The sequence below is a fragment of the Comamonas odontotermitis genome, assembly GCF_014207855.1.
GTDB classification, from domain to species: Bacteria; Pseudomonadota; Gammaproteobacteria; order Burkholderiales; family Burkholderiaceae_C; genus Comamonas; species Comamonas odontotermitis_A.
This window is the reverse complement of record NZ_JACHKZ010000001.1, coordinates 197,108-220,798: the sequence shown is the minus strand read 5'-3', so window position 1 is coordinate 220,798 and position 23,691 is coordinate 197,108. Positions and strand designations below refer to the sequence as shown.

At 62.7% G+C, this 23,691-nt stretch carries 19 protein-coding genes; 15 read left to right on the top strand and 4 right to left on the bottom strand.

Annotated features, from left to right (window positions below; translation table 11 throughout):
* The first annotated feature begins 306 nt into the window (after positions 1 to 306).
* The 6 genes from HNP33_RS00990 (at position 307) to HNP33_RS00965 (ending at position 6,771) form a co-directional block, all read left to right on the top strand.
* On the top strand, positions 307 to 1,530 hold the full coding sequence (locus HNP33_RS00990) for an MFS transporter (protein WP_184704733.1): 1,224 nt from the start codon (positions 307 to 309) through the stop codon (positions 1,528 to 1,530).
* A 165-nt stretch (positions 1,531 to 1,695) separates the two neighbouring features.
* The gene (ssb, locus tag HNP33_RS00985) at positions 1,696 to 2,283 is read left to right on the top strand and encodes a single-stranded DNA-binding protein (RefSeq protein WP_184704332.1); all 588 of its coding nucleotides are present in this window, start codon (positions 1,696 to 1,698) and stop codon (positions 2,281 to 2,283) included.
* A gap of 88 nt (positions 2,284 to 2,371) precedes the next feature.
* Positions 2,372 to 3,106, top strand: a complete 735-nt coding sequence (locus HNP33_RS00980; RefSeq protein ID WP_184704330.1) for an ABC transporter substrate-binding protein — start codon at positions 2,372 to 2,374, stop codon at positions 3,104 to 3,106.
* Between the two features lie 3 nt (positions 3,107 to 3,109).
* A complete protein-coding gene (locus HNP33_RS00975; RefSeq protein ID WP_184704328.1) occupies positions 3,110 to 3,595 on the top strand; it encodes a YbaK/prolyl-tRNA synthetase associated domain-containing protein in 486 nt (161 codons plus the stop codon).
* 183 nt (positions 3,596 to 3,778) lie between these two features.
* Positions 3,779 to 5,293: a rhomboid family intramembrane serine protease gene (locus HNP33_RS00970; protein WP_184704326.1), complete on the top strand. Its 1,515-nt coding sequence runs from the start codon at positions 3,779 to 3,781 to the stop codon at positions 5,291 to 5,293.
* 128 nt (positions 5,294 to 5,421) lie between these two features.
* The gene (locus tag HNP33_RS00965; protein WP_184704324.1) at positions 5,422 to 6,771 is read left to right on the top strand and encodes a tetratricopeptide repeat protein; all 1,350 of its coding nucleotides are present in this window, start codon (positions 5,422 to 5,424) and stop codon (positions 6,769 to 6,771) included.
* Positions 6,772 to 6,776: 5 nt separating this feature from the next.
* Here the strand turns inward: HNP33_RS00965 and mnmA are convergent, their stop codons facing one another.
* Complete coding sequence (mnmA, locus tag HNP33_RS00960) at positions 6,777 to 7,922, bottom strand: tRNA 2-thiouridine(34) synthase MnmA (protein ID WP_184704322.1); 1,146 nt, start codon at positions 7,920 to 7,922, stop codon at positions 6,777 to 6,779.
* Between the two features lie 216 nt (positions 7,923 to 8,138).
* Here mnmA and ycaC point away from each other — a divergent pair, with 216 nt between their 5' ends.
* Positions 8,139 to 8,768, top strand: coding sequence for an isochorismate family cysteine hydrolase YcaC (ycaC, locus tag HNP33_RS00955; RefSeq protein WP_184704320.1), 630 nt, complete (start codon positions 8,139 to 8,141; stop codon positions 8,766 to 8,768).
* A 124-nt stretch (positions 8,769 to 8,892) separates the two neighbouring features.
* On the opposite strand, the gene HNP33_RS00950 is transcribed toward ycaC, so the two are convergent.
* Positions 8,893 to 11,346 carry a penicillin acylase family protein gene (locus HNP33_RS00950; RefSeq protein WP_418903814.1) on the bottom strand — a complete coding sequence of 818 codons (2,454 nt, stop codon included), beginning with the start codon at positions 11,344 to 11,346 and terminating at the stop codon, positions 8,893 to 8,895.
* A 134-nt stretch (positions 11,347 to 11,480) separates the two neighbouring features.
* Positions 11,481 to 11,981: an NUDIX hydrolase gene (locus HNP33_RS00945; RefSeq protein WP_184704317.1), complete on the bottom strand. Its 501-nt coding sequence runs from the start codon at positions 11,979 to 11,981 to the stop codon at positions 11,481 to 11,483.
* A gap of 190 nt (positions 11,982 to 12,171) precedes the next feature.
* Here HNP33_RS00945 and HNP33_RS00940 point away from each other — a divergent pair, with 190 nt between their 5' ends.
* Complete coding sequence (locus tag HNP33_RS00940) at positions 12,172 to 13,587, top strand: aminopeptidase P N-terminal domain-containing protein (protein WP_184704315.1); 1,416 nt, start codon at positions 12,172 to 12,174, stop codon at positions 13,585 to 13,587.
* Positions 13,588 to 13,863: 276 nt separating this feature from the next.
* Entirely contained in the window at positions 13,864 to 15,309 is a 1,446-nt protein-coding gene (gene pyk, locus HNP33_RS00935; RefSeq protein ID WP_184704313.1) for a pyruvate kinase, read from the top strand.
* Between the two features lie 188 nt (positions 15,310 to 15,497).
* On the opposite strand, the gene HNP33_RS00930 is transcribed toward pyk, so the two are convergent.
* On the bottom strand, positions 15,498 to 16,208 hold the full coding sequence (locus tag HNP33_RS00930; protein ID WP_233464191.1) for a phosphatase PAP2 family protein: 711 nt from the start codon (positions 16,206 to 16,208) through the stop codon (positions 15,498 to 15,500).
* A gap of 75 nt (positions 16,209 to 16,283) precedes the next feature.
* Between HNP33_RS00930 and HNP33_RS00925 the strand changes: the two genes are divergently transcribed.
* The 6 genes from HNP33_RS00925 (at position 16,284) to HNP33_RS00900 (ending at position 23,682) form a co-directional block, all read left to right on the top strand.
* On the top strand, positions 16,284 to 16,985 hold the full coding sequence (locus HNP33_RS00925) for a response regulator transcription factor (protein WP_184704309.1): 702 nt from the start codon (positions 16,284 to 16,286) through the stop codon (positions 16,983 to 16,985).
* A complete protein-coding gene (locus tag HNP33_RS00920) occupies positions 16,982 to 18,349 on the top strand; it encodes a histidine kinase dimerization/phospho-acceptor domain-containing protein (protein WP_184704307.1) in 1,368 nt (455 codons plus the stop codon). Before HNP33_RS00925 ends, HNP33_RS00920 begins: the two co-directional genes overlap by 4 nt.
* 246 nt (positions 18,350 to 18,595) lie before the next feature.
* Complete coding sequence (gene fba, locus HNP33_RS00915) at positions 18,596 to 19,660, top strand: class II fructose-bisphosphate aldolase (RefSeq protein WP_184704305.1); 1,065 nt, start codon at positions 18,596 to 18,598, stop codon at positions 19,658 to 19,660.
* Positions 19,661 to 19,917: 257 nt separating this feature from the next.
* Positions 19,918 to 21,318, top strand: coding sequence for a glutathione-disulfide reductase (gorA, locus tag HNP33_RS00910; RefSeq protein WP_184704303.1), 1,401 nt, complete (start codon positions 19,918 to 19,920; stop codon positions 21,316 to 21,318).
* 89 nt (positions 21,319 to 21,407) lie between these two features.
* Positions 21,408 to 22,655 carry a M48 family metallopeptidase gene (locus HNP33_RS00905; RefSeq protein ID WP_184704301.1) on the top strand — a complete coding sequence of 416 codons (1,248 nt, stop codon included), beginning with the start codon at positions 21,408 to 21,410 and terminating at the stop codon, positions 22,653 to 22,655.
* Positions 22,656 to 22,842: 187 nt separating this feature from the next.
* Complete coding sequence (locus tag HNP33_RS00900; RefSeq protein WP_184704299.1) at positions 22,843 to 23,682, top strand: hypothetical protein; 840 nt, start codon at positions 22,843 to 22,845, stop codon at positions 23,680 to 23,682.
* Positions 23,683 to 23,691: the final 9 nt, after the last annotated feature.

Here is a 23,691-nt window from a genome sequence, read left to right as displayed (position 1 = left end):
GCACACTTTGGCGCCAGGGTTGTGCAGGGCAAATGGGCCATGCCAAGGCGGGAAAAAGATGTTGATGTCGCGCAAGTACATTGATAAAAGATGGTGTTTGTATAAGCCAAATCAGCGCATGCAGCTATTGATTTGGAAGCGTGTTGTTTCCTGTTGTCTGTAAGGATTGCGGCGCCGCCCTACACTTGCCGCTGGCGATAATTCTTGTCGCGCTGCGGGCTGACTGTCCGCTTCCCCGCTTTTTTGGCCCATCTTCTGATTTCTCCCTTGCCGCGTTCCTCCCGCCCATCCTCTTCTTCATCCGCCATGCTGCCCGCCGAGCGGCGTGCCAGTGTGAGCCTGGCGCTGATCTTTGCGCTGCGCATGCTGGGGCTGTTCCTGGTGCTGCCCGTGTTTGCGCTGGAAGCGCGCAAGTACCCTGGTGGCGATGATCCGGCGCTGGTGGGGCTGGCCATGGGCATCTATGGGCTCACGCAGGCGGTGTGCCAGTTGCCGCTGGGCATGGCCTCCGACCGGTTCGGCCGCAAGAAGGTGATCGTGCTGGGCCTGCTGGTATTTGCTGCGGGCAGTCTGCTCGCGGGGCTGGCGGGCAATCTGCACACGCTGCTGATCGGCCGTGCATTGCAGGGTGCTGGCGCCGTGTCGGCTGCGGTGACGGCGCTCCTGGCCGACCAGACGCGCGATGCCGTGCGTACCAAGGCCATGGCGCTGGTAGGGGCCAGCATTGGCCTGATGTTTGCGCTGGCCCTGGTGATCAGCCCGCTGCTGGTGGTGCATATCGGCCTTTCGGGCCTGTTTCTGCTGACCTGTGGCCTGGCGCTGGCCGGGATTGCTGTGGTGCTGTGGGTGGTTCCGCCTGAGCCGGTGGTGCACCACGATGGCCCGCGCGGCGGCTTGCGCGATGTGTTTCGGCACGCCGATCTGCTGCGCTTGAACGGCGGCGTGTTTGTGCTGCACACCGTGCAGATGGCCATGTGGGTGGCGGTGCCTGCCATGCTGGTGCAGGCAGGCCTGCCCAAGGCGGAGCACTGGCATGTCTACCTGCCGGCAGTGGTGCTGTCATTTGTTGCCATGGGGGCGCTGTTTTCGATGGAGCGCAAGGGCAGGCTGCGTGCCGCCCTGCTGGGCGCCATCGCCTTGGTGCTGGTGGTGCAGGTGGGGCTGGGCATGCTGGCGGCTGGTGGCTCCATTCCCACCATCTGGTGCATGGCGCTGTTGATGTTTGTGTTTTTCTGTGGCTTCAATGCGCTGGAGGCCACGCAACCCAGCCTGGTTTCTCGCATGGCGCCAGCGCCGCTGCGTGGCGCAGCGCTGGGTTGTTACAACACCTTGCAGTCGCTGGGCCTGTTTGCAGGCGGCGCATTGGGCGGCGCGCTGGCCAAGTGGGCCGGGCCAGCGGATCTGTTTGCTGTCACTGCGGTGCTCACGCTGCTGTGGTTGGTGGTGACCTGGCCACTACGGCCAGTGGCGCGTGCAGACGACAGTGGCGACGCGGGAAAAGTGAGTGCTGGCAATGGTTCGGGCCGCTGAGTGGGCCAAGCCCTGTTTTTCTGTCGGCTCTGCCGCGCACCCGTGCTGCGCTTTGGGGTAGGATACGAACCTGTTTTTCACCAGTGATGGGCGTTTGAAGGCCGCAGGGCCAGCAAGGCTGCCAACGCATAGTAGGCGCTCATTTTTCAAGGACTCATTTCCACCATGGCATCCGTCAACAAAGTCATCATCGTCGGCAATCTGGGCCGCGATCCTGAAATCCGCACCTTCCCATCGGGCGACCAGGTCGCCAACGTCACCATCGCCACCACCGACCGCTGGCGCGACAAGAACACCGGCGAGAACAAGGAGGCCACCGAATGGCACCGTGTGGTGTTCAATGGCCGTCTGGCCGAAATCGTAGGGCAGTACCTGCGCAAGGGCAGCCAGGTGTATGTGGAAGGCAGCCTGCGCACCCGTAAGTGGACCGATCAGGCCACCGGCCAGGAGCGTTACGCCACCGAAATCCGCGCTGACACGATGCAGATGCTGGGCAGCCGCCAAGGCCAAGGCGGCCAGGGGCAGGGCGGTGGCGATGACTACGGCTATGGCGACAGCGGCTACGGCGATCAGGGCGGTGGTGGCCAAGGTGGCGGCCAAGGCGGCTACCAGCAACGCCGCGCACCGGCTCCTGCGATGGCCCCTCGCCAACAACAGGCGCCTGCGCCGCGCCCCGCGCCCGCACCCATGCCAGCACCGGCTCCGCGCGCGGCTTCGGGTTTTGACGACATGGACGACGATATTCCGTTCTGATCTGCGCCTGCCGCGCGCTCATCCATGAACGATCCAAGGCCTGCATTCCTATTTGGTGCAGGCCTTTGTTTTTGAAGAAAGCCTTGCCATGACTGCTGGTGCCGACATCGTTTCCGCCTTCGCTCCCACAGGCCGCGTGCGCGCTGCCATCAATGTGGGCAATCCGATCCTGGCGCGCCTGCAGGCCGATGGATCGCCTGCCGGTGTTTCGGTGGATCTGGCGCAGCGCCTGGCTGCACAGTTGGGAGTGCCGCTGGAGCTGCAGGTGTTCGAGGCGGCAGCCAAGTCGGTCGATGCGGTGACAAATGGTGAGGCCGATTTCGGCTTTTTTGCCATCGATCCGTTGCGCGGCGCAGGCATTGCGTTTTCTGCTGCTTATGTGCTGATCGAAGGGGCGTACATGGTGCGCAGCGATTCGCCGCTCACCGACAACGCGCAGGTCGATGTGCCGGGTCATACCGTGGTGGTAGGCCAGGGCAGCGCGTACGACCTGTACCTGTCGCGCGAGCTCAGGCACGCCAGCATCGTGCGCGCGCCCACATCGCCTGCGGTGGTTGATGTGTTTCTGGCGCCCACGGGCGATGTGGCCGCAGGCGTCAAGACCCAGCTGGAGGCAAGTGTGGCGCAGCGCGGTGGCCTGCGCATGCTGCCTGGACGCTTCATGGTGATTCAGCAGGCCATGGGCGTGCCAAAAACACGAGGTACGGCCGTGGCCCGATGGCTGTCCGATTTTGTGGAAGAGATCAAGGCAAGCGGCTTTGTGGCCGAGGCGCTGGCGCGCCACCAGATACAGGGCGCCATCGTTGCGCCAAGCAAGGATTGAGTGATGGTGTTTGATCAACTGGTGCAACTGCTTGATGGCCATGGCGCGCGCTACCGCGTGCTGGAGCACCCGGCAGAGGGCAAATCGGAAGAGGTGGCGCGCATCCGTGGCACTGCCCCGGGGCAGGGTGCCAAGGCCATGCTGTGCAGAACCAAAAATGGATCGGCAGGAGAGAACTGGGTGCTGGCCGTGCTGCCCGGCGACCAGAAACTGGATTTTCGCAAGCTCGCTGCCGCCCTCGGGTTGCCCAAGATGACACTGGCGAGCGCTGAAGAAGCCACGCAGCAGACCGGCTGCGTGATCGGCGCAATTCCTCCATTCAGTCTGGCGCCGCAGATCACGCTGGTGGTGGATCCGGGCCTGGTGGCGCGTTTTGGTGAAATCGCCTTCAATGCTGGCAGGCTGGACCGCTCGATGGTGCTGAACAGCGAGGACTATGTGCGCATCGCCCAGCCAGCGCAGCATGCGATCTGCACGGAGGCGGTTTAAGCAAAAGCGCTGCTGGCGACCAGTTCATAAGCGCAGCAACTCTCTTTTTGATAGCGAGCGTTGAGGTGAAGGGGCATTCGTGCCCCTGTCGGGTTGCGGAGTGAGGCGCAAAAATCCAACACTGTGGCTACTGCGCTGGCGCTGTTGACAGCGTCGCAGCCCTGCCAACGCACAATAGGCGCCATGTTCATCGCCATCCCCCTTGAAAACAAACCCTCCTGGCAGTCTCCACCATGGATGACCGTGCTGTTGATCGTCATCAACTGCCTGGTGTTCTGGGTCTGGCAGGAAGGCGAAGAGCGGGGCGCAGAGCGGGCCGCCAAAACCTACGCGCACACGGCACTTCCTGCGATGGAGGTGCCGGAGTTCGTGAAATACCTGGATGAGCAGAGCCAGAACAAGGACAGCCGTATCACCAAGCAACTGGTGCGCATGACCCAGGGCCTACAAAAATCCCATGATTACGAGCAGTTGTACATGCTCATGTGGCAGGAAGGCAGCTTTCGGCGCCAGTTGCTGGCGGGTGAGGTGATCAAGCCTGGCGATCCGGCCTATGCCGAATGGCAAGCCGCCCGCGCCCGCTTTGCGCCGCAGGAGCCCAAACCCTTCACATCACGCTGGGCCATGAGCTACGAGCCCGGCGCAGGTCTGCAGCCCGTGCAGGCCTTTACCTCCACCTTTTTGCATGGCAGCACCGGGCATCTGGTGGGCAACATGGTGTTTCTGTTTCTCTTCGGCTTCACGCTGGAGATGGCGCTGGGTGCGGGGCTGTATCTGTGCTTTTACGTGGTCTCCGGTATCAGTGCATCGCTGTTTGCGGGCCTGTTCTATGCGGGCATGGGCAGCTATGGTCTGGGTGCATCGGGCGCGATTGCCGGGCTGATGGCCATGTACGTGGTGCTCTACCGCATGCGGCGCATCCGGTTCTTCTACATGCTGGCGTTCTATTTCAACTACGCCACCTGGCCCGCACTGGTACTGCTGCCGGTGTGGATGGGATTCGAGCTGGCGCAGCACTGGATGGGCGGGCGTGGCGTGGCCTACATGGCGCACTTTGGCGGCCTGGTGGCGGGGGGCATTCTGATGGCGCTGTACCTGCAGTTGCGGCGCAAGGAGTCGGTAGTGGAGGAGGCTGCGCGCGACAAACAGGTGGCCAAGGCACAGGCCGATGCCTTGCAGGCTGCCGTGCAGCGGGCCCAGCAGCATACCGATGCACTGGCGTTTGACCGTGCGGCCCGTGCCTGGCGCGAGGCAGCCAAGCTGGCGCCCACCGATCCCAAGATTCTGCGCGCCTGGTTCGAGAGCGCACGCCATGCCCCTGCCAGCGATGATTTCCACCTGGCCGCGCGCGCCATTTTCAAGCTGCCCGCCAGGACCGATGCCGATCGTCAGTTGCAGCACCGCAGCTGGCGCACCTATTGCGAGCGCGCCCAGCCGGTGCCGCGCATCAGCAGCAACACACTCCATGCACTGGTGCTGTGCTTTGTCCGCCTGGGCGAATGGGACGACGCCCAGAAGCTGTGCCAGCAACTGGAAAAGGCTGCAGACCACCCGCAATGGCCGGGCACTCTGGCATTGCTGGCCAATGGCCTGACAAAAGCTGGCCGCATGGACGATGCGCGCCGCTGGCTGCCTGCACTGCAGCAGGCGGCACCGAACGAGCCGGTGACACGCTGGCTGGGTGGAGCCGTGCGGTAAAGCATGAGCCTCCGCCTGGGCTGTGTTTTGTAAAGAGATTGTGAAGTTATGGCTTATGATCGTTTCTGACAATACATAAAGTTGCGGACTGCCAGTTTCGCAATGGTCTACAGACAACAGGGGCGGCCATGGGCCTATCGCGTTCACAACCGGAAGTCGACAACGACAGCGCCAACTGGAACATTCCTCCTTTCTGGCACAAGCTCAACAGTTTTTTCCTGTTTCCCTTTCAGCGCACACCGTTCATGTATGCGGTGGTACTGTCGCTGTGTGCGTATGCCATGTTCATGGGGTTGCTCATCGGGATTGCGGTGTTTGTTGGTCTGATGCTGGCCGTCAGCCGCTATGCCTTCAAGGCCGCAGCCTATGCATCGCGCGGCGTGCTGGACAGCAGCGACTATGACCACTACCCGCTGGACGCCGATCTGAAGGTGCTGCCCTGGAAGTTCTTTGGCGTGCTCCTGGTGCATGGTTTTGTCATCGGCATGCTCGCCCAGGCCAGCCTCAAGCTTGGCGTGCTGGGCAACCTGGGGTCGTCATTCCTGATTCCCGTCACCTTGATGGTATTGATCAGCACGGGCAGTCTGTCGTCGGCCATCAATCCGTTCATTCTGCTGGGTACGATTGCCGGTATCGGGCTGCCGTACTTTCTGTTGTGCCTGTTCTTGTTTCTGCTGATGCAGGGCGCGCCCATGGCCATGGGGTTTTTGCTGGTGCTGGTGCCTAAGGCCATGCTGGCGCCGCTGATGGCCTTTGTCATCATCTACTTTCTGTGGGTGATTGCGGCCATGATCGGCTATGTGATGTACCAGAACCATGCGGAGTTCGGCATCGAGCCCGACAAGGCGCCCGAGGCCGAAGGCGGCAGCACGGTGCAGATCGACCCGCAGGCCGCAGAGGCCAAACGGCGCGATGCCGCTGTTGCCCAGCTGGTGCAGAACGGCGACATGCAGGCCGCGCAGGATGAGGCGCGCGAATGGCAGCGCCTCAACTACGACAATGTCGCCGACCAGCGGCGCTACCACCGCGTGCTCAAGCTCACCGACAAGACGGCTGAACTTGCGCGCCATGGCCAGCAGTTCATCGACTTGTTATTGCGCAAGCAGCAGGCCAGCGAAGCCTTGGAGGTATGGGGCAGCTGCTACAAGCGCATGCCGGGCTTCAAGCTGGAGTCCGCCGAGGCGACCCTGGCATTGGCCAGCACCGCCTGGAAGCGCCAGCAGGTATCGCACGCGCTGGCGGTGCTGCAGAATTTCGAGAAGAACTACCCCGGCAGCCCGGTGATCCCGCAGGCGCAGGAGTTGATCGTGCGCGTGCTCAAACAGGGACTGGGCAAGCCCGATCAGGCGGTGCGCGTTTTCATGCGCATGAAGATGCGCCACCCCGAGCACCCCAGCACGCAGGAGGCGGCATGGATTCTGCGCGACGAATTGCCGCAGGATTCCACCAAGCCAACAGCACCCGTTGCGCCAGTGTAGGCGCTCTAGAGAGCTGCGGCATGCGCCACCCCTGCCTCCGTCCCCACCTGGGCGATGATGCCGCCGCCCAGGCAGACCTCGCCGTCATACAACACCGCTGACTGGCCGGGGGTGACCGCCCATTGCGCCTCTGGAAAATCCAGGTGGAAGAGGCTGTTCGTTGCATCGGCGCCGATGATGGCTGGCGAATCGGGCTGGCGGTAGCGGGTTTTGGAGCCATAGGTGCCCGCAGCTGGCGGGTGGCCTGCGATCCAGCTGGTGTTGTCGGCATCGAGGGCATGCGACAGCAGCCAGGGGTGGTCGTGCCCCTGCACTACGCGCAGGATGTTTTTTTCCAGATCCTTGCGTGCCACAAACCACGGCGCATGGTCGCCCGCGCCGCGCGCGGCACCCTTTTCCTTGACGCCGCCGATGCCCAGGCCCGAGCGCTGGCCCAGCGTATAGAACGACAGCCCCACATGCTTGCCCAGCTTGCGGTTGCGGTCGTCCAGGATCAAGCCGGGCTCCTTGCTGATGTAACGGTTGAGGAAATCGCGGAATGGGCGCTCGCCGATGAAGCAGATACCGGTGGAATCCTTTTTCTTGGCGTTGGGCAGGCCAATTTCTTCGGCGATGCGGCGCACCTCGGTTTTCTGCAGTTCGCCCACGGGGAACATGGCCTTGGACAGCTGCGCCTGGTTCAGGCGGTGCAGAAAATAGCTCTGGTCCTTGGCGGGGTCGAGCCCCTTGAGCAGCTCGAACAGCCGGGTTTCGGGGTTCTGGCGCACGCGCGCGTAGTGGCCGGTGGCAATCTTTTCTGCGCCCAGGCGCATAGCGTGATCCAGAAACGCCTTGAACTTGATCTCGGCATTGCACAGCACGTCGGGGTTGGGCGTGCGGCCCGCCTGGTATTCGCGCAGGAACTCGGCAAACACGCGGTCCTTGTAGTCGGCCGCAAAGTTGACGTGTTCGATCTCGATGCCGATCACGTCAGCCACGGCGGCGGCGTCGACAAAGTCGATGTTCGACGAACAGTACTCGCTGTCATCGTCATCTTCCCAGTTCTTCATGAAGATGCCGACGACCTCGTGCCCCTGCTTCTTGAGCAAATACGCGGTGACGGCCGAATCCACGCCGCCACTCAGCCCCACTACGATGCGCTGTTTAACCATGGGCGTAATTATCCGCCCCGGCCGCTGGCGCTTGCTGCGCTAGGGCTATGGGATGCTTGCGCTCTATCGTTCATTTTTTTGAACGATGAATGCAAATTTAGGTGATTTATCTTTGATCGTTCCAAAATTAATATTCATTCCAGGCGTTAGGCACGAATCTTCGTTGCAGACGCTCCAGGCAGGTAGGCCTGCCCAATGATCTGAAAAGGAACGACCATGTCCCACAAGCCCTATGTTCGCCTCGACAAAGACAATGCCGCCGTGCTGCTGGTGGACCACCAGACGGGATTGCTCTCGCTGGTGCGCGATATCGATCCCGACAAGTTCAAGAACAATGTGCTCGCGCTGAGCGACCTGGCCAACTATTTCAAGCTGCCCACCATCCTGACCACCAGCTTTGAAGACGGCCCCAACGGCCCGCTGGTGCCTGAACTGGTGCAGGCACACCCCAAGGCGCCATTCATTCCACGCCCTGGCCAGATCAATGCCTGGGACAACGAAGACTTCGTCAAGGCCATCAAGGCCACCGGCAAGAAGCAACTGATCATTGCCGGCGTGGTGACCGAGGTGTGCGTGGCCTTTCCAGCGCTGGCGGCCATCGAAGAAGGCTTTGAGGTGTTCGTGGTGACCGATGCATCGGGCACGTTCAATGAAATCACCCGCGATTCGGCCTGGCGCCGCATGGAGGCAGCGGGTATTCAGCTGATGACCTGGTTTGGCGTGGCCTGTGAACTGCACCGCGACTGGCGTAACGATGTGGAAGGACTGGGCACCCTGTTCAGCAACCACATCCCTGACTACCGCAATCTGATGAACAGCTATTCGCGTGCCAGTGCCACCAAATAAAGCGCCAATGGATATTGCATAGATAGCAATACAAGCCAGCGCTGCAAGATGACCGCTGTCGAGTCTGCAGATGGCAAAAAGGCGATCCTGGGATCGCCTTTTTGCTGCCGCCCGAAGGCTGGGTTCATTGCGGTGTCAGCGCAATGCGCTCGCGCGTGGCCTTCTCTACTGCGCTGCGCGAATAGGCGAGCGGAAAGTACTGGCCTGCCGCCCAGGTGTTGGCCAGGTCACGGTAATGCGGGCTGGCAGGGTTGCCCGATTGGCCAGGCGTGTTGACCACGCGCGAGGCATCCCAGTTGCCCACATCCACCACCATGCGGAAGGACGCGCCGGATGTCAGCTGGTAGGTGTCCGCGTTGTAGCTGGTGGCCATGGGCGTGGCCGACGATCCGCCGATGCCGCCAGCCCCGACATTGAGCTTCTGTCTGGTGGCGCTGTCCACCACGCCCGCCAGTGGGTGCACGAAGATCGCCTGGTGCAGATCACCCCAGGCCCAGCTCTTGGCATCAGCCCCCAGCTTGCCCTGCAGCCACTGCATGGCAGGTGCAATGGAGGACAGCAGCACCTGGTCACGCTCGGTGGGGCTCATCCAGCCCTGGGGATTTTCCAGCACCGTGATCATGCGGGTGGGGCTGGTGTCCTTGGCAAAGCTGCGCTCGCCTGCGGCCAATACGCGGTCGGTGAGTGCTTTCTTCAAGGTGGCATTGCTCCAGACCTCGTACAGCGCAGCGGCGGCGCTGTCCTTGGCCATGGTGCCGTCCCAGCCCTGCAGCATGGCCAGGCCTTGCGCGGTTTGTGCGTCGCTGCTCTTGAGCGGTGCCAGCAGCTTGAGCAGGCGCTGAGCCGGCACGGCCACAATGTCGGTCTGCCAGGCTTCGGAGTCGGCAACGCTGAGCTTTCGGCCTTCCTTGGCCGCCTTTTCGAACAGCCCATGCAGGCGTTGCGCGCGGGCCGAGTCGGACCATTCGTAGCCAATGCCTTTCTGGTAGAGCGGATGGGCAGGCGGCACATTGTTTTCGTTGGCCGTCACCACATAGCCGCGCTGGGGGTTGAACTCCCAGGGCAGCTCGTCGCCATTGCGGTAGCCCGTCCATTCAAAGCGGCCGTCACCGGGCACGGGCATCAACCCATCCCAGTTGGGGCGGATGGGCGTCAGGCCGCCGGGAATCCAGCCAATGTTGCCACTGCTATCGGCGTAGACCTGGTTCTCGCCCGGTGCGCCCCAGCGGTTCATCGCCGCGCGGAACTGGTCGAAGTTCTGCGCCCGCATGTAATCCATCGAGCCGAAGTAGGGCGCCATGCCCAAGTCCAGCCAGGCTGCGCGCAGCGCGTAGGCTTTGTTGTTTTCGGCGGCCAGCACCGGGCCGTGGCGGGTGTACCAGTTCTCCACGATCACGGGCTTGGCCGCACCTTTGACAGGAATGGTTTCCGTGACGCGGGTCATGGGCTCCCAACGGCCCTGGTACTTGTATTCCTTGCTGTTTTGCGGGTTGGTCTCGTACACGTACAGGTCTTCCTGGTCCATGTAGAAGCGCGTCAGGCCAAAGGCAATGCGGCCGTTGTGGCCGATGGAGATACCGGGCAGAAACGGCTCGCCCGCGCCGATCACATCCATGCCGGGGGCCGAGATGTGCGAGATGTAGCGCAGGCTGGGCGCGCCGTGCGCGCGGTGCGGGTCGTTGGCCAGAATGGGGCGACCGGTCGTGGTCATGCCGGGCGCAATCGTCCAGTTGTTGCTGCCATAGCTGGCCAGGGTGTTGGCATCGGGCTGGTTCAGCGTGGATTCGGACAGGGCCTGCAACTGCTCGGGAGGCAGTGCCTGTGCCAGCACTTTCACGTTCTCCTTGGTAAAGCGCGGGCTGGCGGTGGCCAGCGCATAGGCGCGCTTGAGCTCCTTGCCGGGCAGGCCGCACACCTCCAGCCCCTCTGGGATCTGCGGTTTCACATCAGGCACCAGTTCGCGGCGCAGCCAGTCCACGCGGGCGCCGTTCTGCTTGCCATCGCAAAAGGCCTGGGCGCGATCCACCTCACCGGTGAAGTTCAGCGTGAGACCGTGGTGGCGGATGCGCACCGTGTCTTCTGCGGCCCATTTGGCAGGCTGGTAGCCCAGCAGTTTGAACTCCTCCGGCAGCAGGCTGGGGTCTGCCTGGGTCTGCGCCACAAAGGCATTCACCCCTGCGACAAAGGCTTCGGCCACTCGCTTGGAGTCCGAGCCATAGGCCAGCCATTCGCGGTACATGTCTCCGCGAAAGAGCACGGCCCGCGCCGCCTTGTCGCTCTCGACCCAGGCCGGGCCAAAGTCCCGGGCCATTTCGCCCAGGCCGCGCTTGCGCCACAGATCCATCTGCCACAGCCGGTCGCGGGCGGCCATGTAGCCCTGCACCACAAAGGCGTCGTAGGTGGTGCCGGCATAGATGTGCGGCACGCCCCATTGGTCGATCAGCACTTCAGCCGGTTTTTCCAGCCCGGCGATCTTGGCCTGGCTCTGCGAGGTGGGAGCGGTTCCCAGCGAGCTGCAACCTGTAGCCACAAGCGCGGCAGCAAGTGGCAGTGCCAGAAGCCGCGCGCGGCGCGGTATGGAGGAAGGGAAGGCAGGGTGTTGGCGTGGCACGGCGTCGTCTCCTCGTTGTGAGGCGTCCACATTGCCACGAGGCGGCATGCCGCGCTATCGCCTGCGCGGCAGTGCTGGCGTCAGGAGATCGTCAACACGTTTTAAGCGCCCGTCTCCGGCTCTACCAGTACTGACGCATCGGTGTAGATCAGCCCCAGCGGAAAGCGCTGCCCGGCCAGGTAATCGTTCAATGACTGCAGCACCAGCGGGCTGCGTAATTGACCCGCATCATGGGCAGCCTGTATCTCGTCCTGGGTCATCCATACTGTGCGGCGAATGCCATCGTCCAGCGGTTGGCCTTCGTGGAAGGTGCCCAGGGTGCCGGTGAAGGAAAAGCGCATATAGGTCGTGTCCGTGCCAGTCTTGGTGCGGACAAACCGGTTCATATAGATGCCTAGCAGGGCCGTGGGCTTGAAATCGAATGCGGTCTCTTCCAGCACTTCGCGGGCGCAGGCCTGGATGGGCGATTCGCCAGGGTCCAGATGCCCGGCAGGGTTGTTCAGGCGAACACCGTCCGAAGTGTCTTCTTCTACCAGTAAAAAGCGGCCATCACGCTCGATAACGGCGGCCACGGTGACATTGGGTTTCCAGCGGTGGGGCATGCGCGCATTATGGGTGAAGTCGAACGGGGCGCGCTGCCAGTGTGCGGTTTTTAAGGTAAAAACCAGAGCTGGCGCCTGTATATACAGCACGAATTGCTATTAAATTATGAGCGATGGTATTTACCCCAATTTCCGCAGGCGGGGCCGCGTTATGGCTGCAGGGCTTTGGGAGCAGCGCTAGGATAGAACCATGCAGAACAACAACGTCCCCGCCATCCCCGCCCAAGCCATTTATGCCGAGCGCCGCGCACAGGTTGCGCGCCAGCTGGGTGAGGGCGGCATTGCCATCATCCCCACGGCGCCGGAACACCCGCGCAACCGCGACAGCGATTATCTGTATCGCCACGACAGCTATTTCTATTACCTGACGGGTTTTACCGAGCCGCACGCAACGCTGGTGATCACGGCCGATGGCAAGAGCACCTTGTTCTGCGCGCCCAAGGATCTGGCGCGCGAGATCTGGGATGGCTACCGCCTGGGGCCCGATGCCGCCGTGCCCGCGTTGGGCGTGAGCGAAGCCTTTGCCATCAACGAGCAGGATGCGCGCATGGCCAAGATGCTGGAGAACCGCACGGTGGTGTGGTACCCGTTTGCCATCCATCCGGGGCTCGAAGGCGTGGTTGCCAAGTGGCTCAATGCGGTGCGCGCCCGCACCCGTTATGGCGCCCTGGTGCCCGAGCAGCAGCGCGATCTGTGTGCGATCCTGGACGAGATGCGTCTCATCAAGGATGCGCACGAGGTCGCCATCCTGCGCCGCGCCGGTGCCATCAGTGCGCGCGCCCATGTGCTGGCCATGCAGCGCTCCGCACGCATGCTGCGCGCGGGCAAGGATGTACGTGAATACCATCTGGATGCCGAGCTGCTGCAGGCCTTTCGTGAACATGGCTCGCAGTATCCGGCGTACGGCTCCATCGTGGCAGCAGGCGCCAATGCCTGCGTGCTGCACTACCGCGCAGACGCTGCGCCTGTCAAAAACGGCGATCTGGTGCTGATCGATGCCGGCTGCGAGCTGGACGGCTACGCCAGCGACATCACCCGTACCTTCCCGGCCAATGGCAGGTTCAGTGGCCCGCAGCGCGCGCTGTACGACCTGGTATTGGCCAGCCAGGATGCGGCCATTGCGCGCGCCATGCCCGGCAAGCGCTTCAACGACATGCATGACGCCACGGTGGCCGTGCTGGCACAGGGCATGCTGGACTTGGGCCTGCTGGACGGCAACAAGGTCGGCAATGCGCAGGATGTGATCGAGAACCGCAATTACTTCCAGTTCTACATGCACCGCACCGGCCACTGGATGGGCATGGACGTGCATGACTGCGGCAACTATGTGGAACCCAGCGAAGTCGGCCACATCAGCGAGCGGCGCGATCCGCTCTCGGGCGAGCTGATCATCAACCGCCCAAGCCGTATCCTGCGCGCGGGCATGGTCACCACCATCGAGCCTGGCATCTACGTGCGCCCCGCTGAAGGTGTGCCCGAGCAGTTCCACAACATCGGCATCCGCATCGAAGATGACGCACTGATCACCGAAACGGGCTGCGAGCTTTTGACGCGCGGTGTACCAGTGGCTGCCGATGAGATCGAGGCCTTGATGCGCGACGGCTGATCTGTAAACAGCCAGTGGCAAGCGCATGCATGCAATTCGCTATAGAAGAAATAGCTTATCGTGCATGCTACGCCTGCATAAGCAGGTGTTTATGCTTGCTGCGTGGCCAAAGTACATCAATTGTGCAGGCGCACATCGAATGAAACCCGTTGGTAACCGCAAACGGGGACTTTGGTGTCAGAATGGAAACTCGATTACAGAATGAAGCTGTATACAGTTACATGAAACAGCTCCAGCCTCCCGTTTGAGACAACCCCAACGCTCAGGAAAACATCCATGGCTTCCTCCAAGATTCGCCGCGCCACCAAGATTGTTGCCACCTTAGGCCCAGCCTCCAGCGATCCGGCGCTGCTAGAAGAGATGATCCGCTCGGGGGTGAATGTGGTGCGTCTCAATTTCAGCCACGGCAAGGCGCAGGACCATGTGGACCGCGCCCGCATGGTGCGGGATGCGGCCCAGCGCGCTGGCCGCGAAGTGGCCATCATGGCCGACTTGCAGGGCCCCAAGATCCGCGTCGGCAAGTTTGCTGAAGGCAAGGTGATGCTGGAGCCGGGCGCCAAGTTCGTGCTCGATGCCAGCCGTACCGAGCCAGGCGATCTCGACGGCGTAGGTCTGGATTACAAGGAACTGCCGCGCGATGTGCGAACGGGCGACGTGCTGCTGCTGAACGATGGCCTGATCGTGCTGACGGTGGACAGCGTGCGCGGCGATGCCGTCCACACCACGGTCAAGCTCGGCGGCGAGCTGTCCAACAACAAGGGCATCAACAAAAAGGGCGGCGGCCTGACGGCGCCAGCGCTCACGGCCAAGGACATGGAAGACATCAAGACTGCGATGAGCTTCCAGGCCGACTATGTGGCCGTCAGCTTTCCCAAGACTGCCACCGACATGGAAATGGCGCGCCAGCTGTGCATGGTGGCTGCGGCCGAATACCGCCACCGCCCCGGCCTGATTGCCAAGATCGAGCGGGCCGAAGCCATACCGCACCTCGAAGACATTCTGCGTGTGTCCGATGGCATCATGGTGGCGCGTGGCGATCTGGCCGTCGAAGTGGGCCACGCCGCCGTGCCTGCGCTGCAAAAGAAGATGATCAGCCTGGCGCGCGAGATGGACAAGGTCGTCATCACCGCCACCCAGATGATGGAGAGCATGATCACCAACCCCGTGCCCACGCGCGCCGAGGTGAGCGACGTGGCCAACGCCGTGCTCGACGGTACCGACGCGGTGATGCTGAGCGCTGAGACCGCAGCTGGCAAATTCCCGCTGGAAACCGTGCAGGAGATGGTTGCCATCTGCGCTGCTGCAGAGGCTTCGGCAGACTGGGCCGCGGACACCGATTTTGTCGGCAAGACCTTCCAGCGCATCGATCAGAGCATTGCACTGGGTGCGCTCTTCACCGCCACGCACCTGGGCGCCAAGGCGTTGGTGGCCATGACCGACAGTGGCTCCACGGCACTGTGGATGAGCCGCCACCGCACGCAGATCCCGATCTACGCGCTCACCCCCAAGGTAGCCACGCAGCGCAAGATGGCGCTGTACCGCAACGTTCGCCCATTGCTGATGGATACCAGCGCTGACCGCGATACCGCACTGGGCCAGGCCGAGGTACACCTCAAGGCGCGCGGTATTGTGCAAAGCGGCGATATCTACGCCATCACCTGCGGCGAACCCATGGGCTCACCCGGTGGCACGAACATGATGAAGATATCCCGGGTGGTGTGATACCGGGCGTGGCAAACGGCTTCAAAAGTGTTTGCTATTGAAAGATGAGCTGCTTGCGCCTGCCAAATGGGCGACAGTGGCTCTTTTTGTTGACGGGATGGTGACGGCCTGGGGCGCAGAAGCTGCGACAAGAATACCGCTTGCAGGCACAGCAAGCACCGACAGCTATTGACCCATACCGATATGCGTCAACCCTGCACGGCCTTGCGCCGCTGAACCACGGCATCCACGGCCAGGCCTGCTGTCCAGCACAACCAGGCAGTCCACAGCGTGTGGCTCATGTAATGGGCGCCGCGCATCTGCTGGCCAATGCCAAGGGCGAAGCCCACCACCAAGGCGATCGCCAGCCACCAGCGCGCAGCGCGCGGTGCATCGCGGTACAGCGCAAAGTAGCCGCCCAGGAAGGCAAAACCGGCGGCTGCATGGCCTGCGGGAAAGCAATGCCCGCCGCCGCCATCCCGCACTCCCCAGCGCCAGTGGGACACATACTCGGCCACGCCGCCAAACAGCTGCATGTCCCAGGGGCAACTGGTAGCGCTGCTGCGCTTGATGATGGCCACCACGGCCAGCGACACCAGAATGGCCACCACCAGCTGCACGCGACGGGCCATAGGCATGCGGCGCAGCGGGCCCCATGGAAACCACACCCCGATGCTGAGCAAGACCACGATGATCCAGCCAAGCATGCGCATCACCTCGTGCATGTAGTTCACCAGAAAATGGTTGTCGCGCAGCGCAAAACCCTGGGCGGTGCCCCACCAGCGGGCCATGGCGACATCCTGCCCGGCCAGATCCCAGAGGGAGGCGAGCACGAAGCCGATCAGGGAGATGACGATCCAGCGGGGAGAGGGTGTGGAACTGGTGTTGGCGGGGAGCGGAAGACGCGTTGGCGATGGCATGGCATGCAGCATGCGCGGTTGGGCTTAAGCATTTCTTAATGTAGAAGTGGGTTGCCCTCATGCACAATGGCTGGCATGCGAATACTTCTGGTTGAAGACGATGCCGGCATTGCCGAAGGGCTCAAAGCCAACCTGCAGCAACGCGGCCATGCGGTGGACTGGTGCAGCACCATTGCTTCGGCCTGGACGGCGCTGACCACGGAGGGTTTTGACGCGGTGCTGCTGGATCTGGGGTTGCCCGACGGTGACGGCACCAGCGTTCTGCAGCGGCTGCGCAACGCGCCTGCGCCCACGGGTCTGGCCAAGACGCTGCCAGATCCGGCAACGCCCGTGATCATTCTGACGGCGCGCGATGGCGTCCACGACCGTATCGAAGGGTTGGACCTGGGGGCGGACGATTATCTCTCCAAGCCATTCGATGCCCAGGAACTGCAAGCCCGCCTGCGGGCCTTGGTGCGCCGCGCAGCCGGACGCGCCAACCCGCTGATCCATTACCGCGACATGGTGCTCGACCCGGCGCAGCACCAGGTGCGCCTCCAAGGTGCGCTGGTGGAGATGTCGCCGCGCGCCTACGCAATTTTGCTCATCTTGCTGCAGGCCCATGGCCGGGTGCTTTCGCGCCAGCAACTTGAAGAAAAGCTCTACAGCTTTGATGCATCGATCGAGAGCAATGCGGTCGAGGTGCACATCCACCACCTGCGCAAGAAACTGGGCGCAGACTACATTCAGACGATGCGCGGCGTGGGCTACTTCATGCCGCAGGATGCCGGGGCATGAATGCATCTGCCGCATCGCAGCGGCTGCCGCGCCTGCAGACGCGTCTGCAGGTATGGATACTGGGGGCGCTGGTGGTGGTGTGGGCCAGCTTCGTGTTCTGGGGCTACCAGGCAGGCGTGGAAGAGGCCGATGAGTTGACTGATGGCCATCTCGCCAGCGTGGCGGCCCTGGTGCTGAACCTGCCGGTCTCCGACGCCTTTGCCCAGGGCAAGACAACGCCGCGAGTGGCGCTGCCCGGCCTGCGCGCCCACGATTACCAGCAATCCATGAGCATGCAGCTGTGGGACGACCAGGGCAATATGCTGCTCAATGTGGGCAGCGCGCCCCGGCTGAAGTTCGCTGATGAGCGCGAAGGTTTCTTCGATGCGCAGTTGGGCGAGAAAAAGCAGTCGTGGCGCACCTTTACCCAATGGAACGCTGAGCACACCCGCAAGGTGACGGTGATGGTGGCCCTGCAGGAGCGCGATGATCTGGCGGACGACATTGCTGGCCAGATGGTGCTGCCCGGCCTGTGGCTGCTGCCGGTGGTCACCCTGGTGCTGGGGCTGACGATACGCGCAGGCCTCAAGCCGCTGCACCAGCTGTCCCAGGATGTGGAAGAGCTGCAGCCCGAGCAGGGGCAGCGCCTGTCCACCGGCCACGACTGGCAGGAATTCCGTGCGGTCACCTATTCCATCAACACCTTGCTCGACCGCAACGACGAGGCCATGGAACACGAGCGCAAGCTTGCCAATGAAGTGGCCCACGAGCTGCGCACGCCGCTCGCGTCGATCAGCCTGCACGCCCAGGCCTTGCAGGGCGGCCTGCCGCAGCCGCAGCAGGCGCAGGCGGTGGAGCGCATCCGCAGCGATGCCCTGCGTGCTGGCCATGTGCTCAACCAGATTCTCGCGCTGGCGCGCAGCAGCCGGGTAGCGCTGACACAGCAGGCCCAGCCTGTGGATGTGGCCCAACTGGCGCGGACGGTTGCGGCAGAGTACGCGCAGGCTGCCTGGCAGCACGGCGGTAGTCTGGCGGTGGAAATGCCCGATGCCCTGTGGGTGAGGGGCCATGCGGTATTACTGGAAGTGGCGCTGCGCAATCTGGTGGAAAACGCCTTGCGCCATACGCCGCCCGGAACGCAGATCGAGGTGCAGGGCGGCCTGGACGTCTCGCCCGAGGGTGGCCGCTGCTGGCTGCAGGTGTGCGACGACGGCGGCCGCGCCGGGCAGGCCGCGGCCCCGGAGCCCGTAGACAGCCTGCACTTGGGGCATGAAATCACCCAGCGCATCATGGCTTTGCACCATGGCAGTTTTGGCCAGGTGGCAGCCCCTGCGCCCTATACCACTTGCTACCGCCTCGGTATGCCAGCCATGCCGGCCGTCTGAGCTTGTTAAAATAGGCAGTTACCAAGCGGTTACCGGCCTTGTTTTTGCCTTTTCACGGGCCTGTTGCCTGCCGCCTGGAGTTGCTGACATTGCCTTGAGACGCCGCCGAGCCTTGCCTGCCGGCCATTTGTCTTTTTCGCAAACCCTGCGTTTTGCGAGGCGGTGCTGGCAGTGATGAGATAAATCGAGGGTGCTGCAGCAGCGGCTGTGGCGCTTTTTCTTTGTATTAGAACGGACCCGACGACCATGCCTTTGATCTCGATGCGCGAAATGCTGGACCATGCTGCCGAAAACGGCTATGGCATCCCCGCTTTCAACGTGAACAACCTCGAACAGGTTCAGGCCGTGATGTCGGCGGCTGACGAAGTCGGCGCGCCCGTGATCCTGCAGGCCAGCGCTGGCGCCCGCAAGTATGCTGGCGAGCCCTTCATCAAGCACCTGATCCAGGCTGCGGCCGAGATGTACCCCCACATCCCCCTGGTGATGCACCAGGACCACGGCACCACGCCCGAGATCTGCCAGGGCGCGCTGAACCTGGGCTTTGGCTCGGTGATGATGGACGGCTCGCTGATGAGCGACGGCAAGACGCCTTCGTCCTTTGACTACAACGTGGATGTGACCCAAAAGGTCGTCGCCATGGCGCACAAGGTAGGCGCCACCGTGGAAGGCGAGCTCGGCTGCCTGGGTAACCTGGAAACCGGTGATGCGGGCGAGGAAGACGGCATTGGCGCCGTGGGCAAGCTGGACCACAGCCAGATGCTGACCGACCCGGAGGAAGCTGCCGTGTTCGTGAAGGCCACGCAGCTCGATGCGCTGGCCATTGCCATCGGCACCAGCCATGGCGCCTACAAGTTCTCGCGCAAGCCCACGGGCGACATCCTGGCGATCTCCCGCGTCAAGGAAATCAACGCCCGCATTCCCAACACCCACCTGGTAATGCACGGCTCCTCTTCGGTGCCCCAAGAGCTGCTGGCCATCATCAACCAGTACGGCGGCAAGATGAAGGAAACCTACGGCGTGCCCGTCGAGGAAATCCAGGAAGCCATCAAGTACGGCGTGCGCAAGATCAACATCGATACCGACATCCGCCTGGCGATGACCGGCGCCGTGCGCAAATTCATGGCCGAGAACCCCGACAAGTTCGACGCCCGCGAATGGCTCAAGCCCGCCCGCGAAGCCGCCAAGCTGGTGTGCAAGACCCGTTACATCGAGTTTGGCTGCGAAGGCCAGGGCGCCAAGATCAAGGGTTACAGCCTGGAGCAGATGGCCAAGAAGTACGCCGGTGGCGAGCTGGCCCAGCTGGTCAAGTAAATCCTGCTGTTTTCATAGCTGCTGGCGCATCTGTGATGAGCGCCAGGGCCTTGAGAGCCACCAAACCTGCAGCATGCTGCAGGTTTTTTTATGGCCTTTGCGGCTGTGCGGCTCGCTCTCCAGCGCACCCGATGTCCAAGGGGGCCGTATACCGGAGATGCCCCCGCACCGGCAGGCGCTTTGCAAGGCTTGCGGGCGGATTGGCGCGCTCTTTTGCCAGAATGGGGCAGTCATACGAAAACGCAAGGAGTGTCCCCATGCTGCCCCAGCACGAATGGAATTTTGATGTGATCGTCATCGGAGGCGGCTCAGGCGGCGTGCGTGCTGCGCGCATGGCTGCCAAGCGCGGCGCCCGGGTGGCGATGGTCGAATCGGGCGCCATGGGCGGAACCTGTGTCAATGTGGGTTGCATTCCGAAAAAACTCTACAGCTACGCCGCGGGCTACCACGACGCCTTTGCCGAAGCGCGAGGCTACGGCTGGCAGGTGCCCGATGGCATTGCGCTGGACTGGGCGCAGCTCAAGGCCGCGCGCGCCAAGGAGATCACCCGCCTCAACGGTATCTACGAAGGGCTGATGACCGGTGCCCAGGTGGAGCGGCTGAGCGGCCATGGCCAGCTGGCCGATGCGCATACGGTGGTGGTGCTCCAGGCGGGTGTTGAAGTGCGGCGCCTCACGGCGGCCCATATCCTGATCGCCACCGGCGGCACCCCTGCATTGCCGGATGTGGAAGGCAGGGAATGGGCCATCGTGTCTGACGACGTGTTCGATCTGCCCGTGCTGCCGCGCCGCATGGTGGTGGTGGGCGGCGGCTACATCGGCTGCGAAATGGCAAGCATCTTCCACGGCCTGGGCGTGGAGGTCACCTTGCTGTACCGTGGAGAGCAGATTCTGCGCGGTTTTGACGACGAGGTGCGCGCCTTTGTGGCTGAGGAAATGCGCAAGGCCGGTGTGGATGTGCGTGTGAACACCGATGTGGCGCGCATCACCGCAGATGCCGCAGATGGTGAGCGCGTGGTGCATTTGAACGACGGCAGCGTGCTGCGCGCAGACCAGGTGCTGTACGCCACGGGCCGCAAGCCCCATGTGGCCGGACTGGGGCTGGAGGCGCTGGGCATTGCACAGTCCAGGAATGGTGCCATTGTGGTCAATGAACATTTCACCACCAACCTGCCGAGCGTGCATGCCCTGGGCGATGTGGTGGGGCGGATGGAGCTCACCCCCGTGGCGCTGGCAGAGGCCATGGCCTGGGTGGACCATGTGCTGGGCCCCACGCCAGGCCAGCAAGCGCGGGTGATGGATTACGGCAACATTCCCACGGCGGTGTTCACGCACCCGCAAATCGGCACGGTGGGCCTGTCGGAAGCACAGGCGCGGGAGCGCTGCGGCAAGATTCGCGTCTACCGCAGCGATTTCAAGCCGCTGCGCCACACCTTGTCGGGCAGTAGCGAGCGCAGCCTGGTCAAGCTGGTGGTCGATGATGCGAGTGACCGCGTGGTCGGCCTGCATGTGGTGGGGGCCGATGCGGGTGAAATTGCCCAGGGCTTTGCTGTGGCGATGAAGGCTGGCGCCACCAAGGCGGTGTTTGACCAGACGATCGGCATTCATCCGACCATGGCCGAGGAGCTGGTGACCTTGCGTGAGCTTTCACGAACCTGACAGTTGTTGCGGTGCAACGCTGCTGCATCGCCCTGTTCTACCTTTTGTAACTTGATGCATGATGGCGCATCTTTACAAAGGAGAAACATATGGGGGACTTGGTGTACCCGCGCGAGAAATCACTGGGCCTGATCACCCTGGTGCTGGGGTTGATCGCCTGGCTGGTGATCATTCTCGCAACGCTTGGCACGGCGTTGATCTACCTGCTGTTCGGCTTCATCTTCTACCTGTTTGCGCAATCGGGCTTGATTGCCTGGCTGCGCGGCACCGGCGTGCGGCTGTCGGACGAGCAGTTTCCCGATCTGTACCTGCAGTACCTGCAGTGTTGCAAGAAGCTGGGCATGGTGGAGCCGCCCGAGGTCTACATCCTGCAAGGCGATGGCATCATGAATGCATTTGCCACGCGCTTTCTGGGCCGCAACTTCGTCATTGTGCTCACCGATACGCTGGACGCCATGCGCGAGCAGCCCGATGGCATCAATTTCTACTTTGGCCACGAACTCGGCCACATCAAGCAGGGTCATTTGACCGGCCACTTCTGGCGCATGCCGGTGCTGTGGCTGCCGCTGATCGGCGCCGCATATTCGCGTGCGCAGGAATACACCTGCGACATGCACGGCCGTGCCTGCTGCGACAACCCCGAATCGGCGGCGCGCGCGCTATCGGTGCTGGCTGCAGGTGCTGAAAAGTGGAAGAACATCAATCTGGTGCAGTATGCGCGCCAGACCATGAAGAACCGCGGCTTTCTGCCTGATCTGCATGAGCTTCTGAGCGGCTACCCCTGGCTCACCAAGCGCGTGGCGCGCATGATCAGCCCGACCACCAAGATGCCTGGCCGCAATTGGTTCAGCTATCTTTTTGCGTTGTTCGTTCCATACGGTGGGCGTGCTGGCGGTGCATTTGCAGGCATCATCATCGTGGTGGCCATTGTTGGCATCCTGGCTGCCATTGCTGTTCCGGCCATGAAAGGCGCGGGCACCATGGGGGGCGCAGGAGGCGGGGGCCTCACCGACATGCTGATGCAGGGCATGCAGGAGAAAAAGGGCAAGGAAGCCTTCAGCAAGGAGTGGAACCAGGCCGAGCAGGCGCGCAATGCACTCGCACGCTACTACGAGCAAAAGGAAGAAGTGCCCGATACGCTGGCTGAGGCTGCGGTGCCCGCGCAACTGGCGGCCAGTCTGAGCTATGACAGCAGTGACATGTCGCTCACGGCCATCACCCGCTTTGGCCGCTTGGGCATGACGCCATCGGTCGGTGATGACGGCAAGGTGCAATGGCACTGCGTGGCGGAAGGTAAGGCAGAGCGCTACTTGCCTGATTCCTGCCGCGAGGACTGAAACCCGCTGCCGCCTGCGCGTGGCTTCTGCAATGGGCAGGCGTGGTTGCGAAGTGAATACATCTGGAAACATGTCATGCCAATGTCTCCAGATTCGCGCAGGGCGGGGCGGTCAGAATTCAGGGCGCTCTTGCTATGATGCGGGGCTTGGCAGTGCCTTGGCTGCCGCCGCCTTCTGGATCCGTTCTATGTCTTTTTCCGCTGCCCGTTCCCCTTCGCTGGTCCTGCTGGCCTGCAGCGCCGCTGTTGCGCTGCTGACTGCATGCGCACCCCTGTCCCCCAACACGGCGCAGGTGGGGCGCACCCAGGTGTCGCTCGACAGCAACCCCGATATGCAATGGAAGTACTGGGGCACGGACAGCGAAATCCTGAACGTGCTGCCCGAGGACCTCTCCAAGAACAAGCCCCTGACGGCCAAGCTCTGGCAGATGCGCACCACGCTCGGCGAGCTGGTGGGCGTGATGTCGGTGCGCTCCAACGTGGACAGCCTGGACAACCGCAACACCGTCTGGACCGAGGACTGCCCCAAGCAGAAGGGTGTGCTGGTGGAGCGTACCCAGGGCCTGAATGTGGGCCGTGTGGACTGCCTGCGCATCAAGCGCACGGCCAACAGCATGGATTGGCTGGCTGCGAACGATCCGGCCATGGCTGCGCGCCTGGAGGCCGCTGGTGTGTTCTTCGCCCGGCCGGTGTCCTATGTCTCCTACCAGTACACCACCAGCAATGGCGGTTATGTGGAGGTGCAGGTGCTGGCAGACCATCGCCTTGTGCGTCCGCAAACGCGCAACAGTGTTGATTTTCTGGCTGCCGGCCGTCCGTTGGTGGATTGGTCGCAGGAGCTGGCGCTGTCCGTGCGGCAAAGCACGGGTTATCTCAACGGGGTGATGAACGTGCCCCCGTTTCCCTACGACATCGACACCAAGCCTTATTACGAAACCAAGACCGTGGATTCGGACGTGCTGATCAGCAAGGACACGTTCAAGAAGGATGCCCCTGCACCTGAGGCCGAAGCGCCAGTCAAGCCGTAACGCCGCTGA

What these genes read in the sequence shown, in the direction of transcription:
- HNP33_RS00980 (WP_184704330.1), top strand. Translation starts at nt 2,372, where the DNA reads ATGACTGCTGGTGCCGACATCGTTTCCGCCTTCGCTCCCACAGGCCGC.
- HNP33_RS00925 (WP_184704309.1), top strand. Translation starts at nt 16,284, where the DNA reads ATGCGAATACTTCTGGTTGAAGACGATGCCGGCATTGCCGAAGGGCTC.
- HNP33_RS00930 (WP_233464191.1), bottom strand. Translation starts at nt 16,208, where the DNA reads ATGCCATCGCCAACGCGTCTTCCGCTCCCCGCCAACACCAGTTCCACA.
- HNP33_RS00940 (WP_184704315.1), top strand. Translation starts at nt 12,172, where the DNA reads ATGCAGAACAACAACGTCCCCGCCATCCCCGCCCAAGCCATTTATGCC.
- HNP33_RS00970 (WP_184704326.1), top strand. Translation starts at nt 3,779, where the DNA reads ATGTTCATCGCCATCCCCCTTGAAAACAAACCCTCCTGGCAGTCTCCA.
- HNP33_RS00905 (WP_184704301.1), top strand. Translation starts at nt 21,408, where the DNA reads ATGGGGGACTTGGTGTACCCGCGCGAGAAATCACTGGGCCTGATCACC.
- HNP33_RS00945 (WP_184704317.1), bottom strand. Translation starts at nt 11,981, where the DNA reads ATGCCCCACCGCTGGAAACCCAATGTCACCGTGGCCGCCGTTATCGAG.
- HNP33_RS00920 (WP_184704307.1), top strand. Translation starts at nt 16,982, where the DNA reads ATGAATGCATCTGCCGCATCGCAGCGGCTGCCGCGCCTGCAGACGCGT.
- pyk (WP_184704313.1), top strand. Translation starts at nt 13,864, where the DNA reads ATGGCTTCCTCCAAGATTCGCCGCGCCACCAAGATTGTTGCCACCTTA.
- fba (WP_184704305.1), top strand. Translation starts at nt 18,596, where the DNA reads ATGCCTTTGATCTCGATGCGCGAAATGCTGGACCATGCTGCCGAAAAC.
- HNP33_RS00975 (WP_184704328.1), top strand. Translation starts at nt 3,110, where the DNA reads ATGGTGTTTGATCAACTGGTGCAACTGCTTGATGGCCATGGCGCGCGC.
- ycaC (WP_184704320.1), top strand. Translation starts at nt 8,139, where the DNA reads ATGTCCCACAAGCCCTATGTTCGCCTCGACAAAGACAATGCCGCCGTG.
- mnmA (WP_184704322.1), bottom strand. Translation starts at nt 7,922, where the DNA reads ATGGTTAAACAGCGCATCGTAGTGGGGCTGAGTGGCGGCGTGGATTCG.
- HNP33_RS00965 (WP_184704324.1), top strand. Translation starts at nt 5,422, where the DNA reads ATGGGCCTATCGCGTTCACAACCGGAAGTCGACAACGACAGCGCCAAC.
- ssb (WP_184704332.1), top strand. Translation starts at nt 1,696, where the DNA reads ATGGCATCCGTCAACAAAGTCATCATCGTCGGCAATCTGGGCCGCGAT.
- gorA (WP_184704303.1), top strand. Translation starts at nt 19,918, where the DNA reads ATGCTGCCCCAGCACGAATGGAATTTTGATGTGATCGTCATCGGAGGC.
- HNP33_RS00900 (WP_184704299.1), top strand. Translation starts at nt 22,843, where the DNA reads ATGTCTTTTTCCGCTGCCCGTTCCCCTTCGCTGGTCCTGCTGGCCTGC.
- HNP33_RS00990 (WP_184704733.1), top strand. Translation starts at nt 307, where the DNA reads ATGCTGCCCGCCGAGCGGCGTGCCAGTGTGAGCCTGGCGCTGATCTTT.